This is a genomic window from Rosistilla carotiformis (assembly GCF_007753095.1).
GTDB classification, from domain to species: domain Bacteria; phylum Planctomycetota; class Planctomycetia; order Pirellulales; family Pirellulaceae; genus Rosistilla; species Rosistilla carotiformis.
In genome coordinates, this window is sequence record NZ_CP036348.1 from 6,048,209 (window position 1) to 6,072,322 (window position 24,114).

Annotated in this window: 19 protein-coding genes; 13 read left to right on the top strand and 6 right to left on the bottom strand. The window is 59.1% G+C overall.

The window, feature by feature from the left end:
• The first annotated feature begins 15 nt into the window (after positions 1-15).
• From Poly24_RS21885 to Poly24_RS21895, 3 genes are all read left to right on the top strand, one after another.
• Positions 16-1,251, top strand: a complete 1,236-nt coding sequence (locus Poly24_RS21885; RefSeq protein WP_197452089.1) for an endonuclease/exonuclease/phosphatase family protein — start codon at positions 16-18, stop codon at positions 1,249-1,251.
• A 92-nt stretch (positions 1,252-1,343) separates the two neighbouring features.
• The gene (locus Poly24_RS21890; RefSeq protein ID WP_145100669.1) at positions 1,344-2,237 is read left to right on the top strand and encodes an Rpn family recombination-promoting nuclease/putative transposase; all 894 of its coding nucleotides are present in this window, start codon (positions 1,344-1,346) and stop codon (positions 2,235-2,237) included.
• Positions 2,238-2,297: 60 nt separating this feature from the next.
• Positions 2,298-2,663 (top strand): hypothetical protein, encoded by a 366-nt coding sequence (locus tag Poly24_RS21895; protein WP_145100671.1) that lies wholly within the window; start codon positions 2,298-2,300, stop codon positions 2,661-2,663.
• Between the two features lie 29 nt (positions 2,664-2,692).
• Here Poly24_RS21895 and Poly24_RS21900 read toward each other — a convergent pair whose 3' ends face one another.
• The 3 genes from Poly24_RS21900 to Poly24_RS21910 all read right to left on the bottom strand — a co-directional run bounded on the left by Poly24_RS21900 (position 2,693) and on the right by Poly24_RS21910 (position 7,194).
• Entirely contained in the window at positions 2,693-4,276 is a 1,584-nt protein-coding gene (locus Poly24_RS21900; RefSeq protein ID WP_145100674.1) for a GntP family permease, read from the bottom strand.
• Between the two features lie 106 nt (positions 4,277-4,382).
• Entirely contained in the window at positions 4,383-5,684 is a 1,302-nt protein-coding gene (locus Poly24_RS21905; RefSeq protein ID WP_145100675.1) for a prolipoprotein diacylglyceryl transferase, read from the bottom strand.
• A 283-nt stretch (positions 5,685-5,967) separates the two neighbouring features.
• Entirely contained in the window at positions 5,968-7,194 is a 1,227-nt protein-coding gene (locus Poly24_RS21910; protein WP_197452090.1) for a PQQ-binding-like beta-propeller repeat protein, read from the bottom strand.
• A gap of 213 nt (positions 7,195-7,407) precedes the next feature.
• On the opposite strand from Poly24_RS21910, the gene Poly24_RS21915 reads away from it, so the two are divergent.
• The 4 genes from Poly24_RS21915 (at position 7,408) to Poly24_RS21930 (ending at position 10,163) form a co-directional block, all read left to right on the top strand.
• Positions 7,408-8,451, top strand: coding sequence for a hypothetical protein (locus Poly24_RS21915; RefSeq protein WP_197452091.1), 1,044 nt, complete (start codon positions 7,408-7,410; stop codon positions 8,449-8,451).
• On the top strand, positions 8,448-8,825 hold the full coding sequence (locus Poly24_RS21920; RefSeq protein ID WP_145100684.1) for a hypothetical protein: 378 nt from the start codon (positions 8,448-8,450) through the stop codon (positions 8,823-8,825). The genes Poly24_RS21915 and Poly24_RS21920 overlap by 4 nt, the downstream gene beginning before the upstream one ends.
• Positions 8,764-9,456: a hypothetical protein gene (locus Poly24_RS21925; RefSeq protein ID WP_145100687.1), complete on the top strand. Its 693-nt coding sequence runs from the start codon at positions 8,764-8,766 to the stop codon at positions 9,454-9,456. Before Poly24_RS21920 ends, Poly24_RS21925 begins: the two co-directional genes overlap by 62 nt.
• Before the next feature lie 83 nt (positions 9,457-9,539).
• On the top strand, positions 9,540-10,163 hold the full coding sequence (locus tag Poly24_RS21930; protein ID WP_145100690.1) for a hypothetical protein: 624 nt from the start codon (positions 9,540-9,542) through the stop codon (positions 10,161-10,163).
• 16 nt (positions 10,164-10,179) lie between these two features.
• Here Poly24_RS21930 and Poly24_RS21935 read toward each other — a convergent pair whose 3' ends face one another.
• Both Poly24_RS21935 and Poly24_RS21940 read right to left on the bottom strand, forming a co-directional pair.
• Positions 10,180-11,871: an acetate--CoA ligase family protein gene (locus Poly24_RS21935; protein ID WP_145100694.1), complete on the bottom strand. Its 1,692-nt coding sequence runs from the start codon at positions 11,869-11,871 to the stop codon at positions 10,180-10,182.
• A gap of 218 nt (positions 11,872-12,089) precedes the next feature.
• The gene (locus Poly24_RS21940) at positions 12,090-13,460 is read right to left on the bottom strand and encodes a hypothetical protein (RefSeq protein ID WP_145100697.1); all 1,371 of its coding nucleotides are present in this window, start codon (positions 13,458-13,460) and stop codon (positions 12,090-12,092) included.
• 258 nt (positions 13,461-13,718) lie between these two features.
• Here Poly24_RS21940 and surE point away from each other — a divergent pair, with 258 nt between their 5' ends.
• The 5 genes from surE (at position 13,719) to Poly24_RS21965 (ending at position 18,558) form a co-directional block, all read left to right on the top strand.
• Positions 13,719-14,471 carry a 5'/3'-nucleotidase SurE gene (gene surE / locus Poly24_RS21945; RefSeq protein WP_145100700.1) on the top strand — a complete coding sequence of 251 codons (753 nt, stop codon included), beginning with the start codon at positions 13,719-13,721 and terminating at the stop codon, positions 14,469-14,471.
• A 5-nt stretch (positions 14,472-14,476) separates the two neighbouring features.
• Entirely contained in the window at positions 14,477-15,082 is a 606-nt protein-coding gene (locus Poly24_RS21950; protein ID WP_145100704.1) for a hypothetical protein, read from the top strand.
• On the top strand, positions 15,082-16,467 hold the full coding sequence (locus tag Poly24_RS21955; protein WP_145100707.1) for a vacuolar protein sorting-associated family 26 protein: 1,386 nt from the start codon (positions 15,082-15,084) through the stop codon (positions 16,465-16,467). The genes Poly24_RS21950 and Poly24_RS21955 overlap by 1 nt, the downstream gene beginning before the upstream one ends.
• A gap of 69 nt (positions 16,468-16,536) precedes the next feature.
• Positions 16,537-17,997, top strand: coding sequence for a TMEM43 family protein (locus tag Poly24_RS21960; protein WP_145100710.1), 1,461 nt, complete (start codon positions 16,537-16,539; stop codon positions 17,995-17,997).
• A gap of 12 nt (positions 17,998-18,009) precedes the next feature.
• A complete protein-coding gene (locus tag Poly24_RS21965; protein ID WP_231753281.1) occupies positions 18,010-18,558 on the top strand; it encodes a shikimate kinase in 549 nt (182 codons plus the stop codon).
• 175 nt (positions 18,559-18,733) lie between these two features.
• Here Poly24_RS21965 and Poly24_RS21970 read toward each other — a convergent pair whose 3' ends face one another.
• Positions 18,734-20,458, bottom strand: a complete 1,725-nt coding sequence (locus Poly24_RS21970; RefSeq protein ID WP_197452092.1) for an FMN-binding protein — start codon at positions 20,456-20,458, stop codon at positions 18,734-18,736.
• A gap of 250 nt (positions 20,459-20,708) precedes the next feature.
• Between Poly24_RS21970 and Poly24_RS21975 the strand changes: the two genes are divergently transcribed.
• A complete protein-coding gene (locus Poly24_RS21975) occupies positions 20,709-24,107 on the top strand; it encodes an FAD-dependent oxidoreductase (RefSeq protein WP_145100716.1) in 3,399 nt (1,132 codons plus the stop codon).
• Positions 24,108-24,114: the final 7 nt, after the last annotated feature.

The window sequence follows — 24,114 nt, forward strand, 5'->3', positions numbered from 1 at the left end:
GCAGGGAGGCCTGACGTGGCACGCAGAAAGTCGCGCAAAAGCCCTCGATTGACAACGATCATCTGGACGTTGGTCGCCACCGTTTCCAGCGGCGGGATCGGCGGCTATTTGAAGTCAGATCTCCCCGTTATCGGACCGCTGGTGCAGCAGGTGCAGGCGCTGGCTGCTAGCCATCTCGGCGGTGACGACGAACAGGTTGCTGGCGCGTTCCCGGCTCCCGGCGCAACCGGCTACCCCGCGGCGACTCCCACGAACCATCCCGGCTATGTCCAGGGATACACTCCGCCAGGGATCGATCCTCGAGCGCTACCAGCCCCCGCCAATCCAGCACGCCGATACCCTCCCGCCACGCCACAGGCAGGAACGAATTACGTGCAGCCGACCTCGGCGACGATACGTCCTGCCCCGGTGCAGCAGGCCGCCTCGCGGAAGCCGAGCGATCGACTGCTGATCGCGACCTTTAACATTCAAGTTTTCGGAGAGAGCAAGCTTGGCAAGCCGGAAGTCGTCGAGGTCTTGGCAGCAGTCGTTCGCCAGTTTGATATCGTTGCGATTCAAGAGGTCCGCGCCAAAGCGGACAACATCCTGCCCGACTTTCTCAGCGCGATCAACGCCGATGGCAGCCGATATAGTTTTTTGATCGGTCCTCGCTTGGGACGCTCCAATAGTAAAGAACAATACGCCTACATTTTTGACACCAACCGCATCGAGCACGACCCTCAAGCCGTCGGCACGATGCAAGATCCCAACGACTTGCTGCACCGAGAACCTTTTATTGCGAGGTTCCGCGCCCGCACGGCGTCGCCGCAGCATGCGTTTACGTTCTGGTTAGTCGACACGCACACCGATCCCGACGAAGTTCCGGAAGAAGTCGCAGCCTTGGCTGATGTGTTCCGCGTGATGCAAACGGCGCGAGCGGATGAAGACGACGTGATCCTGCTGGGAGATCTCAATGCCAGCGAAACGCAGTTGGGGCCACTGGGGCAGATTCCAGGTATCACTTGGGTCGTTCGCAATGCGATGACCAACACGCGACAGAACAAAGCCTACGACAACATCCTCTTCCATGCTCAAGCGACGCAGGAGTATACCGGACGTTGGGGTGTGTTCGATCTTGAGAGCGCCTTTGGATTGACGCGCGAACAAGCATTGGATGTCTCCGACCACCTGCCCGTCTGGGCGGAGTTCCAAATCTGGGAAGCGCCCCACCAAGCTCGCGTCGCCGAAGCGAATCCGGCGATGCAACGCTAGACATTGCTATTCAGCATGCCGCGTCAGACGCCCCCGCCTATGCTATGCTAACATAGGCTTCATTGCAGTCTGTCGATTCGGTGGAGAGTGTTATGCCACTCGGTATCCGTCCGCTTGTCGATTTCGCCTTCAAGAAAATTTTCGGGAGTCCCGAAAACACTTCGGCGTTGATCGGTCTGTTGAATGCGGTATTACAGCTGCAGTCGCCGATTCGAGAAGTCACGATCCTGAATCCGTTCAGCTACCAAGAATTCGAAGACGCCAAGCAGATCGTGCTAGATGTTCGCGCTCGCGACCAAAGCGACCGCTGGCTAAACATCGAGATGCAGGTTTCCATCGCAAGCGGTCTGCTGAAACGCTTGACTTATTACGCCTGCACGATGTACGTCGATCAATTGCAATCCGGCGACAATTATTCAAATCTGAATCCAGCGATCTCGATCTGTTTGCTGAACAAGAACCTGTTTACCGATTCGCCTCAGCCACACCATCGGTTTCAGATGCTCGATCGCTCCAGCGGTCGCCAGCTGAACGATGCGATCGAAGTACACACCGTCGAACTTCTGAAGTACAATTTAGAGGAAGACTCGATTGCTACGGCGAGCCGGATCGAGCAATGGGTTTTCTTTTTGCTGAGGGCTCACGAGTTCGACGAAAAACGTTTGCGCGAACTGTTACCAGCGATCGAGTTCCAGCAGGCGATCGCGACCGTGGCAACTATCTCTGAAAAGACCGAGGACCGATCGATGTACGATCAACGTGAAAAAGCACTCCGCGATCACGAATGGCGACTCGCCGCCGCGCGTGAGGAAGGCGAGAAAATCGGTGAAGCACGCGGAGTGGTTTTGGGGCGGATTCAGATTTTGCAAGGCATCCTGTCGATGACGGTTTCTAGCGAAGCAGCGTTGCGCGATACGACAACCGAACAACTGATCGAGATCGAAGCCGACCTGCAGCGAATCGCCCGCGCACGCGGCCAAGCATAAGCCTGCCCGCGACGCGACCTGCCATGACAAGTCTGCATCGAGCAATGGGTTTTCTTTTTGATGAGGGCTCACGAGTTCGACGAAAAACGTTTGCGCGAACTGTTACCAGCGATCGAGTTCCAGCAGGCGATCGCGACCGTGGCAACTATCTCTGAAAAGACCGAGGACCGATCGATGTACGATCAACGTGAAAAAGCGCTCCGCGATCACGAATGGCGACTGGCCGCCGCGCGTGAGGAAGGCGAGAAAATCGGCGAAGCGAGAGGAGAGGCCCGCGGCGTGGTTTTGGGCAGGATTCAGATTTTGCAAGGCATCCTGTCGATGACGGTTTCCAGCGAAGACGCGTTACGCGACGCGACAACCGAACAACTGATCGAGATCGAAGCCGACCTGCAGCGAATCGCCCGCGCACGCGGCCAAGCATAAGCCTGCCCGCGACGCAACCTGCCGCCACGCTACGGCATGATTCGCGAAAGGACCAGCGTCGCCGCCATGCCGACGATTCCCAGCACCGCTAACAACGGAGTCCAGGTTTTCAGGGCTTCCCCTTCGGTCAAGCCGCCCATCTTGGCAAAGATCCAAAACCCGCTGTCGTTCATCCACGATCCAACCAACGAACCGGCTCCAATCGCCGTTGCGATGTAAACGGTACCGTAGGGCAGCTCGGTGCCGTCGATGATCCCTGCCATCATCCCCGAGACGATAATCATCGCGGCGGTGCTGGACCCCTGAGCGATCTTCAGCAGCGACGCCAAACCGAAGCCCAGGAACAACATCACCGTGCCGGGGCTCGTGTCGCCGAAGGTGCTTTCGGCAATCTGTCGAATCGAATCGCCAACGCCCCCCTGCTTCAACATCGCCCCAAACGAAGAGCCTGCGGCCGTGATCAAGATGATCACCCCGCCGCTCATCAGCGACAGTTCCACCATCTTGGCAACATCCTGTCGGCTGGGAGTTCGCTGCCGGATGTAAACTCCCATCGCGATGATCGTGGAAATCAGCAGCGCGAAAGCTGGATTGCCAACCACGTTGGTCACGCGACTTGCGTTGGTGAAGAACCCAGGCGATCCGTACTGAGCCAATGTTTCCGCTTTGACCTGCTTCAGAATCTCATCCTTCGATTTCTTCTTGCCCGCCTGCTCCGATTCCAATTGGATCGCCGCAATCTGAGCATCCAAAGTGGTCCCTTGAGCCACAGCTTCGACCTCGGCTTTGCCGAGCAATTCTTGCGACGAAAACGTACTGGCAACGGTATGCAGCGCGATCATCACCACCGGCAACAGCACGGGCAACAGCGACGCGAACAAGCTAGGCAATTGATCGTCGGCCAGCGGCTCGGGCTCTTCATGCCCCGCGACCTCTCGCATCGGGATATCGAACATCCGGTCCAATAGTCCGGCGACGAAGATGCCTGCAATCGCTGCGGGCAAGGCAACCATCGCCCCGATCAAGATCATCGTCCCGATATCGATGCCCAGATTCGCAGCCATCGTCAACGGACCGGGAGTCGGCGGGACCAACGTATGCGTGATCGCTCCGCCAGCACTGATCGCCAGAATGCACTTCAGATACGCACCGCCGGTTCGTCGATAAAACGAACGCGCCAGTGGCACCAGCAGATAGAAAACCGTATCGAAAAAGACCGGTATCGCTAACACATACCCGCTGCCCATTAAGGCCCACGGAGCTCGCTTTTCCCCCAGCATCGACATGAACGCGCGCACAATCCTGTCCGCCGCTCCGCTGTCCATCATGCAGGTACCGATCACCGCGGCCAACGCGATCACGATCGCGATGTTGCCACAGGTTTCACCAAAGGCAGCAGTCACCCGCGACATCGCATCGCCCGCCAAACGATATCCGACGCTCTGCGATGTCGAATCCCCCGCCCCGGTGGGCTGTGGAACCGGTTCCAACGTCAGCAAGCTGACGCTGATCGCAGCGATCAACAACGCGATAAACGCATTGACGCGCAGCCACATGATCAAACCAATGACCAGCGCAATGCCGATCGCCATCACAATTAACGGATGAATCATATCTCAAAGTCTTGCGGACATAGTGCTTTTGGAAAAGCAAGAGAATGGCACAAGAGGGCCGCAGATTCAAGCGTTAACGACACCTTTCAGCACACAAAGACCAACTTTACGGAGATGCCGTGACCGTCGTGGGGTCTGCCGTTTTCACCGGTCGTCGATACAGATAAATCAACAGCCCGATCGCACCGACGAAAACGATGATGCTGACCCACTGCGAGATCGTCAGCCCGGTTCCAAACTGGCCCGGTTCATCCGACCGGATCGATTCGAGCCCAAAGCGGACGACGGCATACCCGGCAAATCCGATCCCCATCAACACCCCTTCGCGACGAATCCAAGGTGAGATCGTCATCAACAGAACCGCCATCACCAGTCCAAGCACGCTGCTGTACAGTTGAGCCGGAGCGACGCTGTTCGCCTGCTGGGGCAATTGGTCGGCTTTCCACCGATAGGTCTTTCCATCGACAAACATCGCGATCCCGAGACCGCTTGTATCGTCGATCGGCAACGTCAAATCGGCATCCTCGGGAGCTGGGCGTTCCAACTGAATCCGCACCTCTCCGCCCGGTTCCACTCCCGCCTCCGCAGCCAGCGACGCCGGCACGACTTCGACGATCTTCCCCAACCGCGCCGAATCCGATTTGTCGCTATCTCCCCAATCGACGACCAGTCCCAACAGATCGCCCGAGCGTGCCTGATCCTCGTAGACAGGACTCCCCTTGGGGAACTGCATCGAATAAGCACTTGGTTCGCAGCGACCGCCATAACAACACCCATTCATGACACATCCCATGCGGCCGAAGAACAGACCGATGAAGACGCACGGAATGATGATGTCGGCCATCCGAAAGAACGGCAGACTATGGCGACGACAAAAGAGGACCAGCCCAACAAACCCGCCGATCAATGAACCGTACACCACGATCCCGCCACGCGTGAAATCGACGATCGATCGCAACATCTGCAGCATGCTCTCGTGCTCGAACCGGTCGCGATACTCGATGACATAAAATGCACGTGCTCCTAAGATCCCCAGCACAAACAACCACGGCGCGGCCGACATGATCGTTTCGGATCCCATCCCATATTTGCGGGCACGGACGATCGCCAAACCCACCGCCGCACTAACCCCCAACAGCATCATGAAGCCATAGCCGCGGATTGCCATCCCGATCGGTTCGCCCGCTTGGTTGCGGATCTCGACATTGGGAAAGACCACCGCAACGACAACCGCCGCGATCGCGCACATCCCCAACGTGCTGTAAAGTTCCGAACGACGGGCCGGATCGCGGCTGGAAAAGATCGTGATCGCGATCGCATACAACACGATCGCTCCCAGCAACCAGCCAAAGCCAAACAGTGGAATGCCAGCAAATTCGTGAGGGATAAAAAAGAGCGTGCGGTACATAAATGAAAGTAAAAGCTAAGGGGATCGTCTCGCCACACAGGATGGTTGCCCGAGAGGCGGCATGGGGGAGTGACACGCCCCTCCAGTGGAGCGGCAGCAGACCTTTGATCCTGCTGACAATAACATCAAGAGACGCCGTTGTGCGAGATGCGTTTCCCGGACTTCCTCATTATAGATAGCAGAACCGCAACGGAACGTCTGCCGAGGTCCCACCGCACACGTCTGGACCGCACTTCAAAAAAGCTCGACGCCTTGCGGACGATAACCACCGACACGACCGGTATTATTTCTGATCGGCCCCACCGGCCGCCAGATCGACAGCAAGCAACTTGCTCTGCTCGCCATCGCTCATCCGGCAGATCAACTTGCCGCCCGACAATGCTGGCAGCGCGCGGTAGGTTCCCGGCGGCAGTTCCAACTTCCCGAGCGATTGGAACTTCGTCCGATCCGCAGCAAACAACTCCAGCGTCCCATCGGTCCGCTGCGCGATCAACCGATCGCTGGCGCCGATCAAATGCGCCACGCCATAATCCTCCTCGGACCATTGGACCTTGCCGGTCGCCAGTTCGATACATCGCAGCGTCGCCGCCCCCATATCCTCGCGTCCATGGATTCCGTAGACGTAGCCGTCGCGGACGATTCCCGAATTGTATTGGCTACTCAAAATATCATCGCCGCTCCACACGACCTCCGGCGGACGCTTCGACAGATCGACCAATTCCGCTCCGATCCGATAACTGGCACTCAACAGCAACAACTCCCCCACCCGCGTTGGCGTCGCACCGATCACGTTCAGACCGCGCTGTCCAAACGGAATCTCAAAAACGATCTCGCCATCGGCCGCGTTCAGCACCACGGTTTGGAAACGCATCGGCACGATCACTGTCGTTGCGTCGAAAGCGATCGGCGAAGCGTAGTCGGCTGTCAGATCGGTTGCCGCCCAAACGGTTTTGCCCGATTTGCGATCCAAGCCGACAATCCCATGCCCCTCATCGCCACCCACCGCCACGACAACCGTATCGCCGCTGACGATCGGCGTGCTGCCGGCGCCAAAGTAGCCGTCTTCGGCGGCATAGTCCTGGCGCAGTGTTCGCGACCAGATCGGTTTGCCATCGGACGCGGCGACGGCGTGCAGATCTCCCGCAGCCCCGTAGACATACACCGTCCCGCGATCGACCACCGGCACGCATCGCGGGCCGCGGTCGTTGTTAAATCCACCGCCGTAGGTCGCCGGAAACTCCGCCTGCCACAGCTGTTGGCCGTCGCTCAAACGACAGCAATCGAGTCGCTCTTGGTCATCGACTCGGTGCCACAAAAAAACCTTCCCGTCGACAACGGCCACTCCGGAATATCCCGACCCACAAGGGATCTGCCAGGCGATTCGAGGCGTCTGTTGCCACAAACCATCCCCCGCATCGCTCGCGATCCCATTCCGCTCGGGACCAAGAATCTGCGGCCAATCGCCTGCGTGAAGCGAGGGAGTAAAGGCGAGGGCCAAGACGAAAGCCATCCATCTCGGGGCAGTCCAAGTTTTAAAACCACACGATGGCGGTAAACTCGCAACATCGATTGGAAGGAATTGTTGTATGCACATTTTGTGTCGAGGGGTTCGAGACGGTGGGGAAAGTATTGATATGATACAGCAGACCGAACCATTCGAGGCGGCCAGTGACCGATGTTCCGCGCTGCCACGTCCCCACTCCATCACCCCCACGACACACCGATGATCCGCTGGCCTCGCCTTCTTAATAAAAAACGTGGCAGCCGGCGTTCGGGATGGGAAATCTGGGGAACCGTTGGCGAAACCCTCTTTTTTGCGGGATTGTTTCTGCTGGGATCCTTTGGGTTTGGACTGATCATCGCGATCGTCACCTTCGCCACCGACCAAGCCCCCGTCACACCCGGCTTCGGATTCTGGACTCTTCTGATCGCCTCGATCTCCCTGATTTTCCTGGGGACCAGCGGCGTGACCTACCGGATCCTGGGCGTGGGGGCGAGTCATGAACGCCGCAGCGCGTTGGCTAAACGGGCCGCTGGGCTCGAATTGATGCCACGCAATAAATTGGGCAAAGTCGACCTACCCAATGTGCCCCAATTAAATCGGATCACCGAAAGCCCTGGCACACAGCTTGCCTATCGTTTGCCAACGATCGCGTCACCGGTCTGGAATCTTGCCGCAACGGCCGCCTTGGCCTTCCTTTGGAACGGATGTGCGCTGTCGCTGCTGGGAGTCTCGATCGTATCGATCGTCGAAGGCCAGCCGCGTGTTTTGCTGACGATATTGATCGTGCCCATCAGTGCCGCGGGGATCTGGACCTTCCGCCGCTTCATCATCCAACTGAAGAAATCCGCTGGCATCGGCCTGACAATCGTCGAGATCAGCAACCATCCGTTACAACCCGGTCAGACATGCGAAGTCTACGTAGCCCAATACGGACGCGCCGCCCTCAAATCTTTCCAGGCTAAACTAGTCTGTGAGGAGTTATCCACTTTCCGGCAAGGTACCGACGTCCGAACCGAGAAACATCCTGTTTTTGAAGAAATTGTGCTTGCTATTAGCAAAATAACCATTGACCCCAACCAGCCTTGGGAGCAAAAATTCACGTTAGCAGTTCCACCAAGTGCGATGCACTCATTTCAGAGCCCGCACAATTCGATCAGTTGGTGGATTGTCATCCACGGAGAAGGTTCCCCTTGGCCATCGTACTTCCGAAGATTCCCGGTCGTAGTGCTACCCCACGGCGCAACAACCGCAACCAACCCATGATCAGCATCCAGCTGGATCGCGAAGAGGGTGTCTACGCCCCTGGCGACCTGCTCGAGTGCAATTGGCGGATTGGTCGGATTGGGCTCGATGAAATCCAAAGTGTCGAAGCTTCTGTGTTGTGGTACACCGAAGGCAAGGGTGACGAAGACTTTTCCGTCCACCACTTTGTCCGCGTCTCGGGCGAACAATTGCGTAAACTGGGCGACAGCTATCAACACTCGCTGGTCACCGCCCTACCGATGAGCCCGCTGACTTACGACGGACAACTGCTGCGAATCCGTTGGTGCGTCCGATTGCGAATCTTCCTTCCCAATGAAAACGACACCGTTTGGCAACAGCCGTTTTTCCTTGGTTATGCCGACAGCGACGCCTAGCCCGCACGATCGGCAAGCCGCTTGGCGCCAGCCGACCAATCCGTTTTCAAGCCGCTGCGTACGTCCCGCCGCGCTTCGTTTTCGCTTCGATCAAACCGGTGTCGATCTCGAATCGCTCGCCGACAAACTTCGATCTCAATCCGCTGTCGGCTCGGCGATCATCGGCCCTCACGGCTCGGGCAAATCGACTCTTGTAGCGCATCTGAGCGGCATACTTCAGGACGACTTCACCTCGATCCAAAACAAGACGCTCCGCATCGGCGATCCGACGCGTGGCTTCATTCGCTGGGCGATTCGCCAGCCCGCCGGATCGTTGCTGATCGTCGACGGGCTGGAACAATTGGACAGCTTCCGCCTCCAGGCGTTACTGCTCATCTGCCGCCTGCGCCGCATCCGTTGCCTGGCGACCGCCCACGCCCCGCTTCCCGGGTTTTGCGAATTGCATCGCACCGCCGCAACGATCGACCTAGCCAAACAACTGGCCAGCGAACTACTGAGCGAAGATTCCCGGCGGATCGCTGCGGCCCATGATTTCATCGACCAAATCTGGGATGATCTCGACGGCAACCTCCGCGAGCTGTGGTTCGCCATGTATGATTGGTATCAAGCCGAGGCGCTCGCGTCTCGCTAGCCCGCTGCGGAATTCCTTTTGGTGCCGCGCAACCTTTCGTGCACAGTCCCCTCGAGTTGTCTCGCTCCGCGAATAAACCAGCAATGCCTATTGTTATGCCCGTCGTCGTCAGCCAAGCCGCTGGCGCAAACCAAGCTCATCGCGATCTGGAAGAGAAGCTCGTCACGCGGCTGATGCTCGACGAAGCAGCTGACGTTCGGCTGATCGGACCAATGCAGCAGCTGCAAGGCAATTCGACCGACCAAGTCATGCTCGAACGCATAACCAGCGACTTCATCCTACTCGGCTGGCACGCCCCCGAGGAGAGCTTGCGAAATTTGCAGGCGCTCGGCATCGCCGCCCGTCGCGCCGCCCATGCGGGCGACCGAAACCCGCCTTTAAGATCCTGCCGCGGCGTCTACTTTATCGACCTCACGAAACTGAAATCGATCGACGACGCGATCGCACAGATCAAAGCCTGCTCGGCCAACCGAGCGAACAAAACCGTTCAGATTGGCCTGTCGGCACCCGGCCCCAAAAAGGCGGCTCCACCGGTGACACCCTCGTCGCCGCCGACATCCCAGCCCGCTCCGCCTGCTGCGGAGAGTCCATCGACGGCCGAGCGCTATGTCGCTCTGGGGCGGAACGATCACCACGACGAACCGCACGACGCGGTGGACGATGCGATGGAATCGCTGATCGATGAACTGGACCAGATGGATCTTTGATCGCGTCGCACGCATCTTAGGCAACGCGGCGGACATGAATCCGCGCGTCCAACGCGACCGCACCGTGTGGCGAGACGAGCAAAGGGTTCATCGTCAGCTGGCGAATTTCCGGGCAATCGGTAAGCATCTGCGCCGTCCGCAACATCACGTCGACAAGCGAATCGACATCGATCGCCGCGCGATTGCGAACGCCTTGCATCAACGGCCAGATCTTCAACGAGCGAATCATCCCGCGGGCGATTGGAGTGTTCCACGGCGGCAACTCAAAGACCGTATCGTGCAACGCTTCGCCAGCGATCCCGCCGGTCGCCAACATCAACATCGGTCCCAGCGCTGGGTCGCGGAAGCCTCCCACGATCAATTCAAACGCATCGCGTGAATCGATCATCGGCTGGACCGTCACGCCCGGCACGATCGCATCGGGAGCGTGTTGCCTCGCCGAACGCATCAATCCGCAAAACGCAGCCCGGACTTCCGATGCGTCATGCAGGTGCAACGCCACGCCTCCAACATCGGTCTTGTGTGCGATCTGCTGCGAGACGATCTTCAACACCACCGGATAACGAAGCACTTCGGCACAAGCGACCGCCTCATCGACACTCCCCGCCCGCAGCGATTCAGCGACCGGAATGCCGTAAGCGCTCAGCACTCGCTTCGATGCATCTTCCGCCATTGTTTCGATCGAATCCCGGACCGCGTCGGATAGCGTTTGTTGCACGATCAGCGGACTGCAATCGCTGCGCAGCTGATAACTGCGGGCCGGTTGATCCGAATACTCGCGGTGGCCTCGCGGTTGCAATAGATAGTCGAGTGCCATGATCGCTTGTTGCGGCGATCGAAAGCTTGCGATGCCCGCAGCTTGCAACAACGGCTCAACCGCCGTCGCCCCAGCCTCCCCCATCACCACCGCCAACACCAGCTTCGTCGAATCGCGGCAACGATCGATCCAAAGCGTAGCCGCTTCGCCAAGATCAGTGGACGTCGAAGGGCTCCAGAGCACAAGCACCACATCCGCGTTTCCGTCTTCCATGACGCAACCGACAGCATCGGCAAACCGATGCGAGGCGGAACAGTCAGTGCCATCGAACGGGCTTGCGATCTCGCTGTGCTCGGGAAGCAGACGCTTTAGTGATTCGATGGTGCACGGCTCCAGTTCCGCCAACACGCTGCGGCGATCTTGCATCGCTTCGACAGCAACCCGACCGATCCCGCTGGCATTGGTAATGATCGCAACACGAGCCCCTGACACACGTGGCTTTCGCGATAGAAATGCCGCGGCATCAACAACATCCTCCGGCGCCGCGACTCGAACCATGCCGCATTTTCGGAACACAGCGTCATCCATCCGGTCGCGGTCCAACCAGACTTCCTCATGAAACGTGTCGCGTGCCGACGCCCAAAAAGTTTTCGGCGTATAGATCACGATCGGCTTGCGACCGGAACACTCCTCCGCCGCTTCGATCAGCGCCGCGACATCGTCGATCGAATCGACGCAGATCCCAATCGCATCGGTCTCCGGATCGGCGGCGACGCGGAGGACATAATCGACAAGCGTCGTCCCCAACAACTTTCCGACCGACACGACATGCGACAGGCCGACCGATCGCTGGCGGGCTCGATCGACCAAGCTATCGCACAAAACAGCGGACTCCGAGATCAACGCGATCTGTTTTGCGACCGGCAGTCTCTCTGCACAACGAATACTCATCCGAGCGTCCTCCGTAAAGTTGGGCCGACGGTTGATTCGCGGTTCGCATCGGACAAACGCCCGATGCGACCAAAGCACACATCAGTATAGGCGAATCAGGAACGGTACGTTCCTGCCCAACGAAACAGTAAACGCCGCGTTCGATGAAACTTTTGTGAATCTTCGCCCGCTGCCGGATAGCTTTCGCAGAGGCGAATGTTGTGAGAGATCCTCTAGGCTTAGCTGCCTCGATAGTTGCGGAGCACACTGGCCAGATGATGCGACAGCAAAACCGCGACCGCTCCCGGAATCAGGACCGTCACCGCATCGACAAAGCGGCCCAGCGGAGCGGAGGTGAGGATGACCGGAATCATCCCCAACACACAGTAGAGCAAAGCGAATGCGAGCGTTAAGACGTTCGCTCGTGTGACCTCTTCAGGCACCAGGATCGCCAAAACGCTGCGATCGGCGTCACGACGGCAAAGGGGCAACAGAATCAACGCGACCGTCCCCACCAGCAAACAGACGAAAAATGGTGGGTGCAAACCGATGTGAGCCAGGGTGATGCGCACCGTCTGCCGCACCGCTTTGACGATCCAAATCGCATAGGCGATCGGCTTACGCATGATGATCTCGCGATTCAAGCTCGAGATCTCCTCATGCTGCCGCAGCACGCTGTCACCAAATTCGCGGCTGGCCGTCGGGACAACCACTTCGTAAATCATGGCGTTCCAACGGTCCTCCATCGTTTGGTACCCCATCCCTTCGGACAACGCGGGATGCTGCGCATACCAATCGATGCGAGAATCGAGCACATGTTGCGCGAACGCCTGCTGATCGGCAGGCAGCTGCTGGACGATTCCCTGATCCATGAACTGTACCGTGACGCCGGCGAGGTTCTGGCTGCCAAACGCGACAACACCAAACTGCCCCACGACGACTAATCTGATCAGCGAATAGACGAACACCGGGGCCAGGCTTGCAAAAAACAAGACGCCGCACCGACGCATCGTTGGCATCCAAGCGAGCCCCTCGTCCCGCCAGATCAATGCCGCCGCGGCTGGCAAAAAGCCGACTAGGAATAGATACGCCGGACGGCACAGAATGGTGAGGATCGACATCAGGCTGATCGCAAGCAGCAGCCGCAGCGATCGCGTGCTGCAATACATCAGCAGCAGACTGCAGGTGATCAGACTCATCGAGACCGCCAGCGAATCGGTCGAGATCAGGTTGACGTTGAACCAGAGAGTGATGCTCAGCAATGCCGCCGCCGCCATCAGAAACGTCTGCCAACGAGGGATCCCAATTCTGGAGAACCCAAGGGCCAACATCGCGCAAGCGATCAGATGCACCAGCAACTGAAAGTGTGGCACCAGCGACATCGTCCCGGTCGACTCAAACAGTTCCAGAATCGCGGGATAGACCGGCGTGCGAGTACTCTGTAACGCAGCCGCGACCGAATCAAAGGGGAACTCGAGATAGCTGGGCGAATCGGGGACCTGCTCAGGAAGCAAGCGACCGGTGACCTGCAACGCCACGACCAAATATCCCGCCAGCGCGATCCAGATCCCTACCAACCAATTGCGCGACGAAAAATCGAGTTTGCTCACGACGAGGAACCTTGGGGCGATGAAATGTCGGACGCCGTCAACCGACGGGTCGCAAATGGCCCGGAGCCAAGGTAGTTTTGGATCGGCGAGCGTCCTCGCAGCCCGCAGCCACGAATCGCATTAAGATTACCGATTGCCCGGGACCCTGACAAGCAAAGCGGCAGGGGCCATGGCCACACAACGCGCTCGCGGCACCCTGTTCAAAATCGAGAACATTGATGCTAGGTTGCTCTGCATAACACAAGGAGCTGATCAACGATGCGTATTATGTTAACAAACGATGATGGAATCTTCGCGCCGGGGTTGGAGGCGATGGAACGAGAGTTCACGCCGCTGGGCGATGTCCAAACCTGCGCGCCGACGACCGAGCAGAGTGGCGTCGGGCATTCGATCACCTACCTGACTCCACTGACCTATAAAGAAGTCTTCCGCGAAAACGACCGACGCGCGTTTGCTGTCGACGGATCGCCGGCCGATTGCGTCAAGCTGGGCATTTCCGAACTCTGCGAACATCGCCCCGACGTGGTGATCAGCGGCATCAACAGCGGGCTGAACGCTGGTATCAACGTCCTCTATTCGGGAACGGTTGCCGCCGCGATCGAAGCCGCCTTTTTTGGCGTCACCAGCTTCGCCGTCTCGCTCGAATACGATCCCCATGCCGACTTTCACCGCGCCGCCGAGATCGCCCGCGAGATCGTGATGAAGATCGTCGCCCGCGACGAAGCCAAAGCGGGGTTGTTCAACATCAACATCCCCACCGCAGCGACGCGTCAGCCGGCGGAAGTGCGTGTCGTCCCGATGGGCATCGGGCATTACGGCAGCCAGTACATCAAACGCCAGGACCCCAACAACCGCGACTACTACTGGGCCACCGTCGATCCGCCCCCCGCACCGACCGACCACAACACCGACCTCAACGCGTTGGCGGAAGGATTTGTTACGGTCTCGCCGCTGAAATTCGATCTGACGCGTCAAGAACTGTTGTCGCCGATGAAGGCATGGGAACTGTAGATCCGATGGATTGGCAACCCTTTGCGGCGATGAACCTGCTCCGCAATCCGTTTGGTGAACTGACGCGGGACGACCGCGTGCGCGCCGCCGTGGTCGATGTCGCCGATTGCATCGATCGACTGCAGCAACCGCAAACGGCTTTGCAGTTCATAGCCGACTGTGGTCGCGGCAAGACGACGCATCTGTTGTCGATCGCGGCTCAAGCCCCCGCGGCGGCCTACGTCTATCTGCCCGAAGACGAACGCTGCCCGCCGATTCCACACGGCCAACCGCTGCTGATCGACGAAGTCCAACGACTGCCTTGGCTTGTGCGACGGCGGGTCTTCGCCCGCGGCGGCGGTTTGGTGCTGGGAACGCATGTCGATTTAGCCGGCCCCCTACGGCGTGCAGGATACCGCGTCTGGACGTATCATGTGGGGCAAGATCTCACGGCAGAACGACTAGCCGAAATGCTCAACCGTCGAATTCAGCTGGCCCGACTTCGCAGCGGCCCGATTCCGCAAATCAGCGAAACCGAGGCAGCCGATTGGATGACACGCCATGGCAGCGATATCCGCGCGATCGAATTCGATTTATATGAACGCTTTCAACAGCAGATTGGAGTCGGCTGATGGCAAAATGCAGCTTGGCAATCGAACTCGACGAACCCGACCGCCTCTACACGTCCAACGACCGCATCCGCGGCACCGTCGTTGTTCGCGCCGACGACGACGTCCAGTGCAAAGGGCTGAAGGTGCGCAGTGGCTGGGCGACGCACGGCCGCGGCAACATCGATTCGCATGATCTACACTCCGAGGTGCTGTTCCAAGGACAATGGCGCAGCGGCGAAGAGCATCGCTACCGCTTCGACCTGCCCGTCTCGTCCTGGCCTCCCACCTATCACGGTAGATTCCTGAGCGTCGACCACTACGTCCACGCGACCGCCGATATCCCTTGGGCATTCGATCCAAAGGAATCGCGACCTTATCAGGTCGTCAGCTCCACCGCCCCCAATGCGGGCCTGGTCGAGAAAAACACCGTGACCAGTCCCGTCATCGGCGGAATCGTGAAGATCCTGCTGGTGGTCTTTGTGTTGTTCATGCTGCTCAACCCAATGCTTTGGATCTTTGGGATCCCGATTGGAATCGGTGCCGGCATCTGGTGGTTCTTCAAAAAGTACCTGCCAAAGAAACTACTGGGACAAGTCGAATACACACTCGATCAAGAAAGCTTCCAACCGGGTGAAACCCTTCGGGCGACGCTTCGCGTTCATCCTCAAAAAGATATCCCGATCAATTCCGTGATCTGGACGGTAACTGGCACCGAGGTCTGCGTCTCGGGTTCGGGCAGCAACCGACGAACGCATCGCCACGAACTGTTCCGCGGCGGAAAATTGGTCGACGATATCCGCACCCTGCCCGGGAACAAAGAGACGCGGATTCCGCTGGAACTGGAACTGCCCAACGAGCCTTGCTTCACGATGAATCTCGGTTCGAATCAGATCCTCTGGGAAACGAAGATCTGCATCGATATCCCCCGTTGGCCCGACTGGAACGATTCGCTTGCGATGCAACTGGCACCGTCGAAGGAACTTGTCCAGGCAGCCTCCGTCGAAACGATCGACAACGGCGGGAGCGTCTCGACGCAGCCGACCACGACGGCCGGGGACGAACCCGACGTGACGTTCGCAGCGACGTTGGAGATGATCCAATCGGTGATCGACGACGACCGGCAGGTCGACCGGATCGTCGATGCCGTCCGCGATCTGCCGATGCAGTTGAATCTGATTCCGCAGCGCCGCGAACTCTACAGCAGTAGCAGCAAGACGCACGCCTATCCCGATGGACACGTGGTGATCGGCCAAACGATCGACCCGGTGATGCCGGTCACGATGTTCATTCCGCGTTCCCTGGCCGATGAGTTCGACCAAGCGACCGATCGTCCGTGGAGCGGTGAAGGAAGTATCGTCGGATACGACCATCGCCAAAACCGCTTGCAATTACGTATTGAACCCTAGAGATAGGCGAACGGCATCCCAACGCTGTTGGCCGGCGTCGACCTCCCGATTGATAAGACAGGTGCCACGATGGCTCGAAAAGAAAAAAGCCGCTGGGGCGGCATTGTGATTGGTCCCGTCGTGATGCTCGCTGCCATGGCGGCACTGTGGTGCAACGAGACGCGGTTCGACTACTACAAAGCAGCCGCGAAGACGACCGAAGTTGGTACGGCCGCCGATGCGAAACCGGGATCAAACTTCTCCCTGACCGGTTCGATGGATCCTGAATTAACCTACTCCGGCAAATACGTCGATTCGTTCACCGGCTACCTGATCGTCGCGCGAAGCGCCCAAGTCTATTGCTGGGACCGCGACAAAGATGACGATCAAGTTCGCTGGTCGATGAAATGGATGAGCAGCGTCGAGAGCAATTCGCGCAACAGCGGCATTCATCAGCAATGTTCGTCGACTTCGCTGCACCCGTCGGAATATCGGGTTGGCGAGCTGCCGGTCGATAGCCAGTTGATCGAATTCGTCGACGCCTACAACCCCATCTCCCCCAGCAGTCTCACCCTTTCTCAAGCGGGCACCAACTTGCGTCTGCAGCCGCAAGGCGAATACTTCTACCTGTCGAAGAATCGTTCGGACAACCTAGGCGATGAACGGGTCCGTTACACCGGAATTCCCGTCCCCGCGGTGGCAACCTATTTTGGCAAGTCCGCGGCGGGACGAGGCGTCGCCGACCAATCGCACCGACGCCGTGGGTTCATCAATCAGATCATCCAAGACTCGGGGAACCTTCACTACATCGTCGCCGGGGATCGCCAAACCGCTTTGGCGTCGATGAAGTCCCATATCCAACGGGTGAAATGGATCGTCCGCGCGATCGGCACCGCCGCAGTCGTGGTCGGAACGCTGATCCTCGGTTCGACGTTTGTCGGGTTCCTGTTCCACATTCCAGTGATCGGTCCGATCGCCGAATCGGGAATGTTCCTGGTCGCCCTGCTGATCGGTCTGCCGCTGGCACTGCTGACAATCGTCAGCGGCTATCTCGCCTCCCACCCCTTCGTTCTGGCAGCGATCGTGACCGGAATCGCGGCCCTCATCTACTGGATTCGCAAACGCGGCAAAGCCTCACAGCAAATCCTCAAACAGGACCTGGACCAACAGTACGGCCACCAGCTGAGCGATGAAGAGCTGAAAGATCTAGAGTTCCTCGAGTTGGCGCAGCTGGCGTTTTCGGACGCCAAACTCGACACGAGCGAAGCAAAAGTGTTGTCCCAGTGGGCTCGCAAACACGGCTGGGACAAAGCGAAATGCGATGCGATGATTCAGCGTGCGAAGCAGAATCGGGGGACCGAAGCGGCCGCGGAATCGAACGACGATCACTTGCAAAACCTGATTCGCTTGGCGATGGCCGACGGCTCGCTCTCCAGTTATGAAATCCGTACGATTCGCAAGGTCAGCAGACAGATCGGTTACGACGACAAAACGATACGCGAAATGATCGACCGCGTCCGACGCGGGATCGCCCCCCCAACACCTGCCTGAAAGTAAACTCGCTTGTTGAATTCAAAACATCTCTACTTGATCGGTTATCGCGGCTCGGGCAAATCGTCGGTCGCTCGCCTCCTGGCCGCAAAAATCGGTTGCACCTGGATCGATTCGGACGACGAGATCGAACGCTGCGAGGGAGTCTCGATCGCCGAGATCTTTGCAGCCCACGGCGAACCGGGGTTCCGCGACCGAGAGACCGCCGCGATCGAAGCGCTCAGCAAGACGCCGCCGCAAGTGATCGCACTCGGGGGCGGAGCGCACCTGCGACCGGAGAACCGCAAAGTGATCGCCCAGACTGGCCAGGCGATCTGGCTCGACGCCCGTCCCGAAGTCCTGGTCGAGCGGATCGAAGCCGATGCCACCAGCGCCAGCCGCCGCCCCAGCTTGACCGAACATCCGATGCTGCAAGAGGTGCGTCAGTTGATGGAGGCGCGCGAGCCGCTGTATCGCGAAGTCGGCAATCTGCGGATCGACGTCAGCGATAAAACGCCCGACCAGATCGTCGACCAAATAACCAAGTTCCTCTCCGACCAAGCCGCCCCCGCGCTGGAGTAAAGGCTTTAGCCGACCGCGTGCTGGAGTAAAGGCTTTAGCCGACAACGCGCTGGAGTGAAGGCTTTAGCCGACCGCGCGCTGGAGTAAAGGCTTTAGCCGACCGCGCGCATCCCTCCGTTGCAGCCCCAACGCGCGGCCCGTTGCCCACGCGGTTAAACGAAGAACCCTGCGAATCTCAACTCAGATAGATCCCGATCGCCACCGCAGCCAGCGCGGTGACAAACAGATCGCCGCGTGTAAAGCGACCGCTGCCGCCGTGCCATCTCAGAAAGCGAAGCATCGCTCCGGTCGGGCAACCGTAATGGCAGTAAGCCATCGGAACAAAAGCTGACACGACGAGCCCAACCACCGCGACACTCAGCGTCGCCCAGCCGGCGATCCGGATCACAAACGCATCAAACGGCTCGATCCCGACCAGGCTGATCGGCAGATGCATCATCGCCACCACTACGACAAAGATCAGCAGGAGCGCGGGGAGCAGACGCAGCGTACGGTCGATCCAACGCGGAAACTTCGCTCGCAGCGGAACGCGGCGCAGCCAATCTTGAGCTGCACCAAAGGGGCACAGATGCGTGCAATAGACCTGCCGTCCGGTGAAGATCGGACAAGCCAATGCTGCCGCGGTCAGCAGCACCAAGCCGGGTGCGACCTGCCAAGCGACGCCGTTCTGAGCCCAGCCGACTAACAAAGCTTGCGAGACCATGTCGGCGTTGATGAATCCCAAATAGACGATCAACACGACTTGGAATCCGATCCGCAACCAACGCTTGCCTCGCAGATGGGTCAGCGCCAGCAGCAGCGCCAGCAGGACAACGATCGCCGTGCCGTAATCTCGCGGCGAAAAATCGTACCAACGCGGCGGTTCGGCCACCACGATCGGTTGTTCCGCCTGCACCTCCGCCGCCGTGTGGATCAACGCTTCGGCGACCTGAGTGCTCGTTTTGGTCGCTCCCGAAACCCCTTCGATCCCCGCGTCGACAACATCCAGCTCCGCGATGTCCGCTAGCGAAAACCCTTTGAAGATATTGAAGAAGTACTCATCCTCTTTGACATACCGCACGTACGGTTCGTTGTCGAAACTGTGTCGGATCGCCGCCCCGACGATCCGGTGCTCGGGATCCAACGCGATCAAAGTGTCAGTCGGGCCCTGGTATCCGATCATGTTATCGGCGTGCGGTGAAGTCCTCAGCACTTTGCCCAGCTCCGTCCCTTGAGCGTCTTGTACGATCTGCAAACTCGGTTTCTGCGGATCGTCGGTTAAACCGGTCGCCTCGGGAAAAAACGCCTTGGCTTCCTCGACAGTGATCAGCTCGGGAAACCGCGACGATGGATTCGCCCCGCCCAACCGCCGCGCGATCCCGTCGATGATCGCCAGGCTGGTCAAGGTCGCGCCGGAGACCGCATCGACCTGCGGCTGGCTGGCCGCTTGCCAATTCAGCCCGTTTAGACTGGTCATAAACCTTTCGTTCTCGACCACGTCGCGCGTATGCTCGCGCGTGTCGCCGCTGTGCAAAACCGACATCCCGAGAATCCGTTTGTCCGGCCCAAAGGCGAGCAGCGTATTGGTCGGGCCCGAAAATCCGATCACTCTGTCGGCTTCGGGAAACGTCTGAACGACAAAGCCTAACTCTTTTTCGTCGGCATCCAACACCGTTTGCCCGCCATGATCGGGATCCCACGGCCCCAGCGATTTGGCATCGGGAAACAACTCCGTCACCTGATCGACGACCAACGCCTGCACTCGATCGCCGCGCTGTTGCGCGACATACCAACGATGCTGCTGATGGATCGCCGCAATAATCACCAGGAACAAGATCACACGGTAGGAATGCAGGGCGGCGGTTTGAAGTCTTCCCGGACGCTTTTGCGTCGGGCGTTCAACGATCGGTAGTTCGGTCATGCGGTATCGAGGCTCTTCGCCGGCAATTGCTTGTTTGGGGAAGTGTCTTGCATCATAATGGCGGGCAAAATGAAAGCCGAAAAGTCGGCGATTGCGGGCCTGCAGTCTACCATAAATCGACTCGGACACTCGAACGTTTAAAAACGCACTCAGGCAGACCGACTGTACCTCAGCGGTTCCAGCTTGAAAATCCAGCCCGCCGGAACTTCCCAACGCATCCATCCTTTCCCCAATCGATAAACCTTCCATCATGCAGCACTATCGCACCTCGATCGCCTTGCTTTGTTGGATCGCTTGCGCGCGGTCCGTTTTCGCGGAAACATCGATCATTGAATCGCAGCGCCAATTGCCCATCGCCTACCAGGCGGACGTCGTGGTCGTGGGCGGAACGACCGGAGCCGTCTCGGCCGCGATCGCCGCTGCCGAACAAGGCGCGTCGGTCTTCCTCGCCGCACCGCGACCTTATCTTGGCGAAGATGTCACCGGCACGCTGCGATTGTGGTTGGAACCGGGCGAAGAGCCCGCCTCGCCGCTGGAACACAAGCTGTTCGATGTCGCTCCAAGACCGGGCCTGTGGGCTGGCCGCTTGCCGTTTAAATATGAAGCCGACATCGCCGCCGATCGCGCCCACGCCGAGACCAAACCGGCATCGCGGCTGACCGATGGTCGGATGGGCAACGCCGTCAACGATTCGCTTCAGTTCAACGACACGGTCACGATCGTCGCCGAACTCGAAGGGCTCAAACGCGTCAAGGAACTCCATCTGCTGGCCTATCAACGCACCGGCGTCTTCGAAGTCGCTCAGATGCAGGTCTGGACCTCTCCCAACGGCAAACTGTGGCGCGACCTCGGCGTCGTCGCCAACAACCAGCTCGATGGCGGCGTCAACGAAAACAATGGCGTCGACCTCCCCTTGCCGATCAAACAGCCCTGCCGTTTCATCAAAGTCACGGTGCAAAAGACAGAGCAGTCCGAACGGATGCTGTTGGGGGAATTGGTGATCCTGGAAGATCAGCCTGAGACCAAACAGACAACGAAGCGACAAGCTCCCACGCCGATGCAGGTGAAGTATGCGTTGGACCAAGCCTTGATCGATGCCGGCGTCAAATTCCTGTACGGTTCCCCCGTGACCGACGTCTTGCGCGATGAGCAGGGGCAACTGGCGGGGATCGTGATGGCCAACCGCGCTGGCCGCCAAGCCGTCAAAGCGCCGGTGATCATCGACGCCACGATGCGAGGCACCACCGCTCGAATTGCCGGCGCCAAATGCCTTCCCTATCCCAGCGGTCGACAGACGTTTCAACGCGTCATCGTCGGAGGCGAGCTGGAGCCACAGCCTGGCATGACGCTGACCTCTCCCGGCGTCGAATTTGGGACGCGCGATGGACTGCATGAATTGCAGGTCGTGACGATGGAAGTCGACATGCCCGATGGCAGCTTCGCCTCGTTCGCCGCTGCCGAACAACAGCTCCGCGACGCAACCTTCTCGGCTCAGCTGGTCGATGAATCCGACTTCGCCTTCCAAATCCCCCCCGATCCGATCGTTGCCCGCATCGCGGCCGACGATGCTTCGTTCGATCCTGCCACTCTGGATTTAAAAGCATGCCAGCCCGACGGCTTGGACCGGATCTATGTTCTCGGTGGCGCCGCCGGCGTCTCGCGAGCTGCGGCTCACGATTTGATGCGCCCCCTGAACCTGATCCGTTTGGGACAACGCGTCGGGCAAGCTGCCTACGCAGCGGCAAAAAACAAACCAACAAGCGGCGAGATCGTTGTCGCCAGCAGCATCGACGCACGCGCCAGCCGATTGGTCGACGTGCGCGAATTCCTGCAAGGTGCCCGGCCAACCGATGAAGATCTGCCAACGGTCAACTCTCCCGAGCGCAGTCTGCCCATCCTGGGAACCTACGACGTCGTGGTCGTTGGCGGCGGCACCGGCGGAGCGCCCGCCGGGATCGGCGCGGGGCGGCGGGGTTCGAAAACACTGGTTATCGAATATCAAGATCACCTGGGAGGCGTGGGAACGCTGGGCCTGATCAGCAGTTATTACCACGGATATCGCAAGGGATTTACAGCCGAAGTCGATAAGGGGGTCGCCGCGTTGGGCGGACCGAAGCGGCATGGCGGCTGGAATCCCGTGACCAAACGGGAGTACTGGCGTCGCGAAGTCCGCGCCGCCGGGTGCGATATCTGGTTCTCGACCCTTGGCGTCGGCACGCTGGTGAGCGGCGAATTTGTCAAAGGCGTTGTCGTCGCAACGCCAACCGGCCGCGGCGTCGTGCTGGCCAAAACGGTCGTCGATTCGACGGGCAACGCCGACGTCGCCGCAGCCGCGGGGGCCGAAACGATCACGACATCGTCGGATCACGTGGCGATGCAAGGGACCGGGCTGTCGCCGCGAGCCCTCGGAACCGGTTACACCAACACCGACTACTCCTTCTCGGACGATTCCGATCCTGTCGATCAATGGCGGATGATCGTCTCGGCGCGACGCAAGTTTAAAAACAGCTACGACATCTCGCCGTTTATCGATTCGCGCGAGCGGCGGCGGATCGCGGGCGAAGTCTTCATCACGCCCCTAGATCTGATGAACCAGCGAAAGTATTCCGATACGATCGCGATGCACCAGAGCAACTTCGACACACACGGCTACACCGTCCATCCCGTCTTCTTGATCAACTTCCCCGACAAGAAACAGATGACCGTGCCGGTCCCCTACCGAGCGCTGTTGCCAAAAGATCTCGATGGCATCTTGGTTACCGGGCTGGGCATCAGTGCCCACCGCGACGCGATGCCGATCCTGCGAATGCAACCCTGTGTGCAGAACCAAGGTTATGCGGCCGGCATCGCGGCCTCGATGGCGGCGGAAGAAAACTCATCGACCCGTTCGATCGACCTCAGCGCATTGCAAAAGCACCTTGTCGAAATCGGCTCGCTGGAATCGGAGGTCTTGAGCCACCAGGATTCGCAGCCGGCCGCCGCAGACGTGCTCGCGGCCGCCGTCGAATCGGTTGTCCACGATTATCGTGGCCTCTCGGTGATCCTGGATCAAAGCGAAGCCGCCCTGCCGCAGCTGCGAACCGCCTTTGCGGCCGCCGACAACGACGAGCACAAGGTGGTTTATGCGAACCTGTTGGGAATGCTCGGCGACCCGACCGGCAGCGACGTGTTGGCCGATCTGATTCGGAAATCGGAGTGGGATGAAGGCTGGAACTTCCGCGGCATGGGCCAATACGGCGGCAGCATCTCGCGACTCGATTCGCACATCATCGCGCTGGGGAAATCGGGAGACGACGACGCGCTGGCGACGATCCTGGAAAAGGTGAACCAGTTGGATGCGTCGAAGGAGTTCTCGCATCACCGCGCCGTCGCGATGGCGTTGGAAACGATCGGCGATCCGAAAGCGGCCGAGCCACTGGCGCAGCTGTTGCGAAAGCCGGGCATGATGGGGCACGCGATCACCGACATCAACGCAACGGCCAGCACTTCGGGGAACGAAACCCGCAGCCAACCGCTCCGCGAAATCATCCTCGCCCGAGCGTTGTACCGCTGTGGCGATCATGAAGGGCTTGGCCAACAGATCCTCAACACGTACAAAAAGGATCTGCGGGGCCTGTTTGCCAAGCATGCCACCGCCGTGCTTCAATAGATTGACT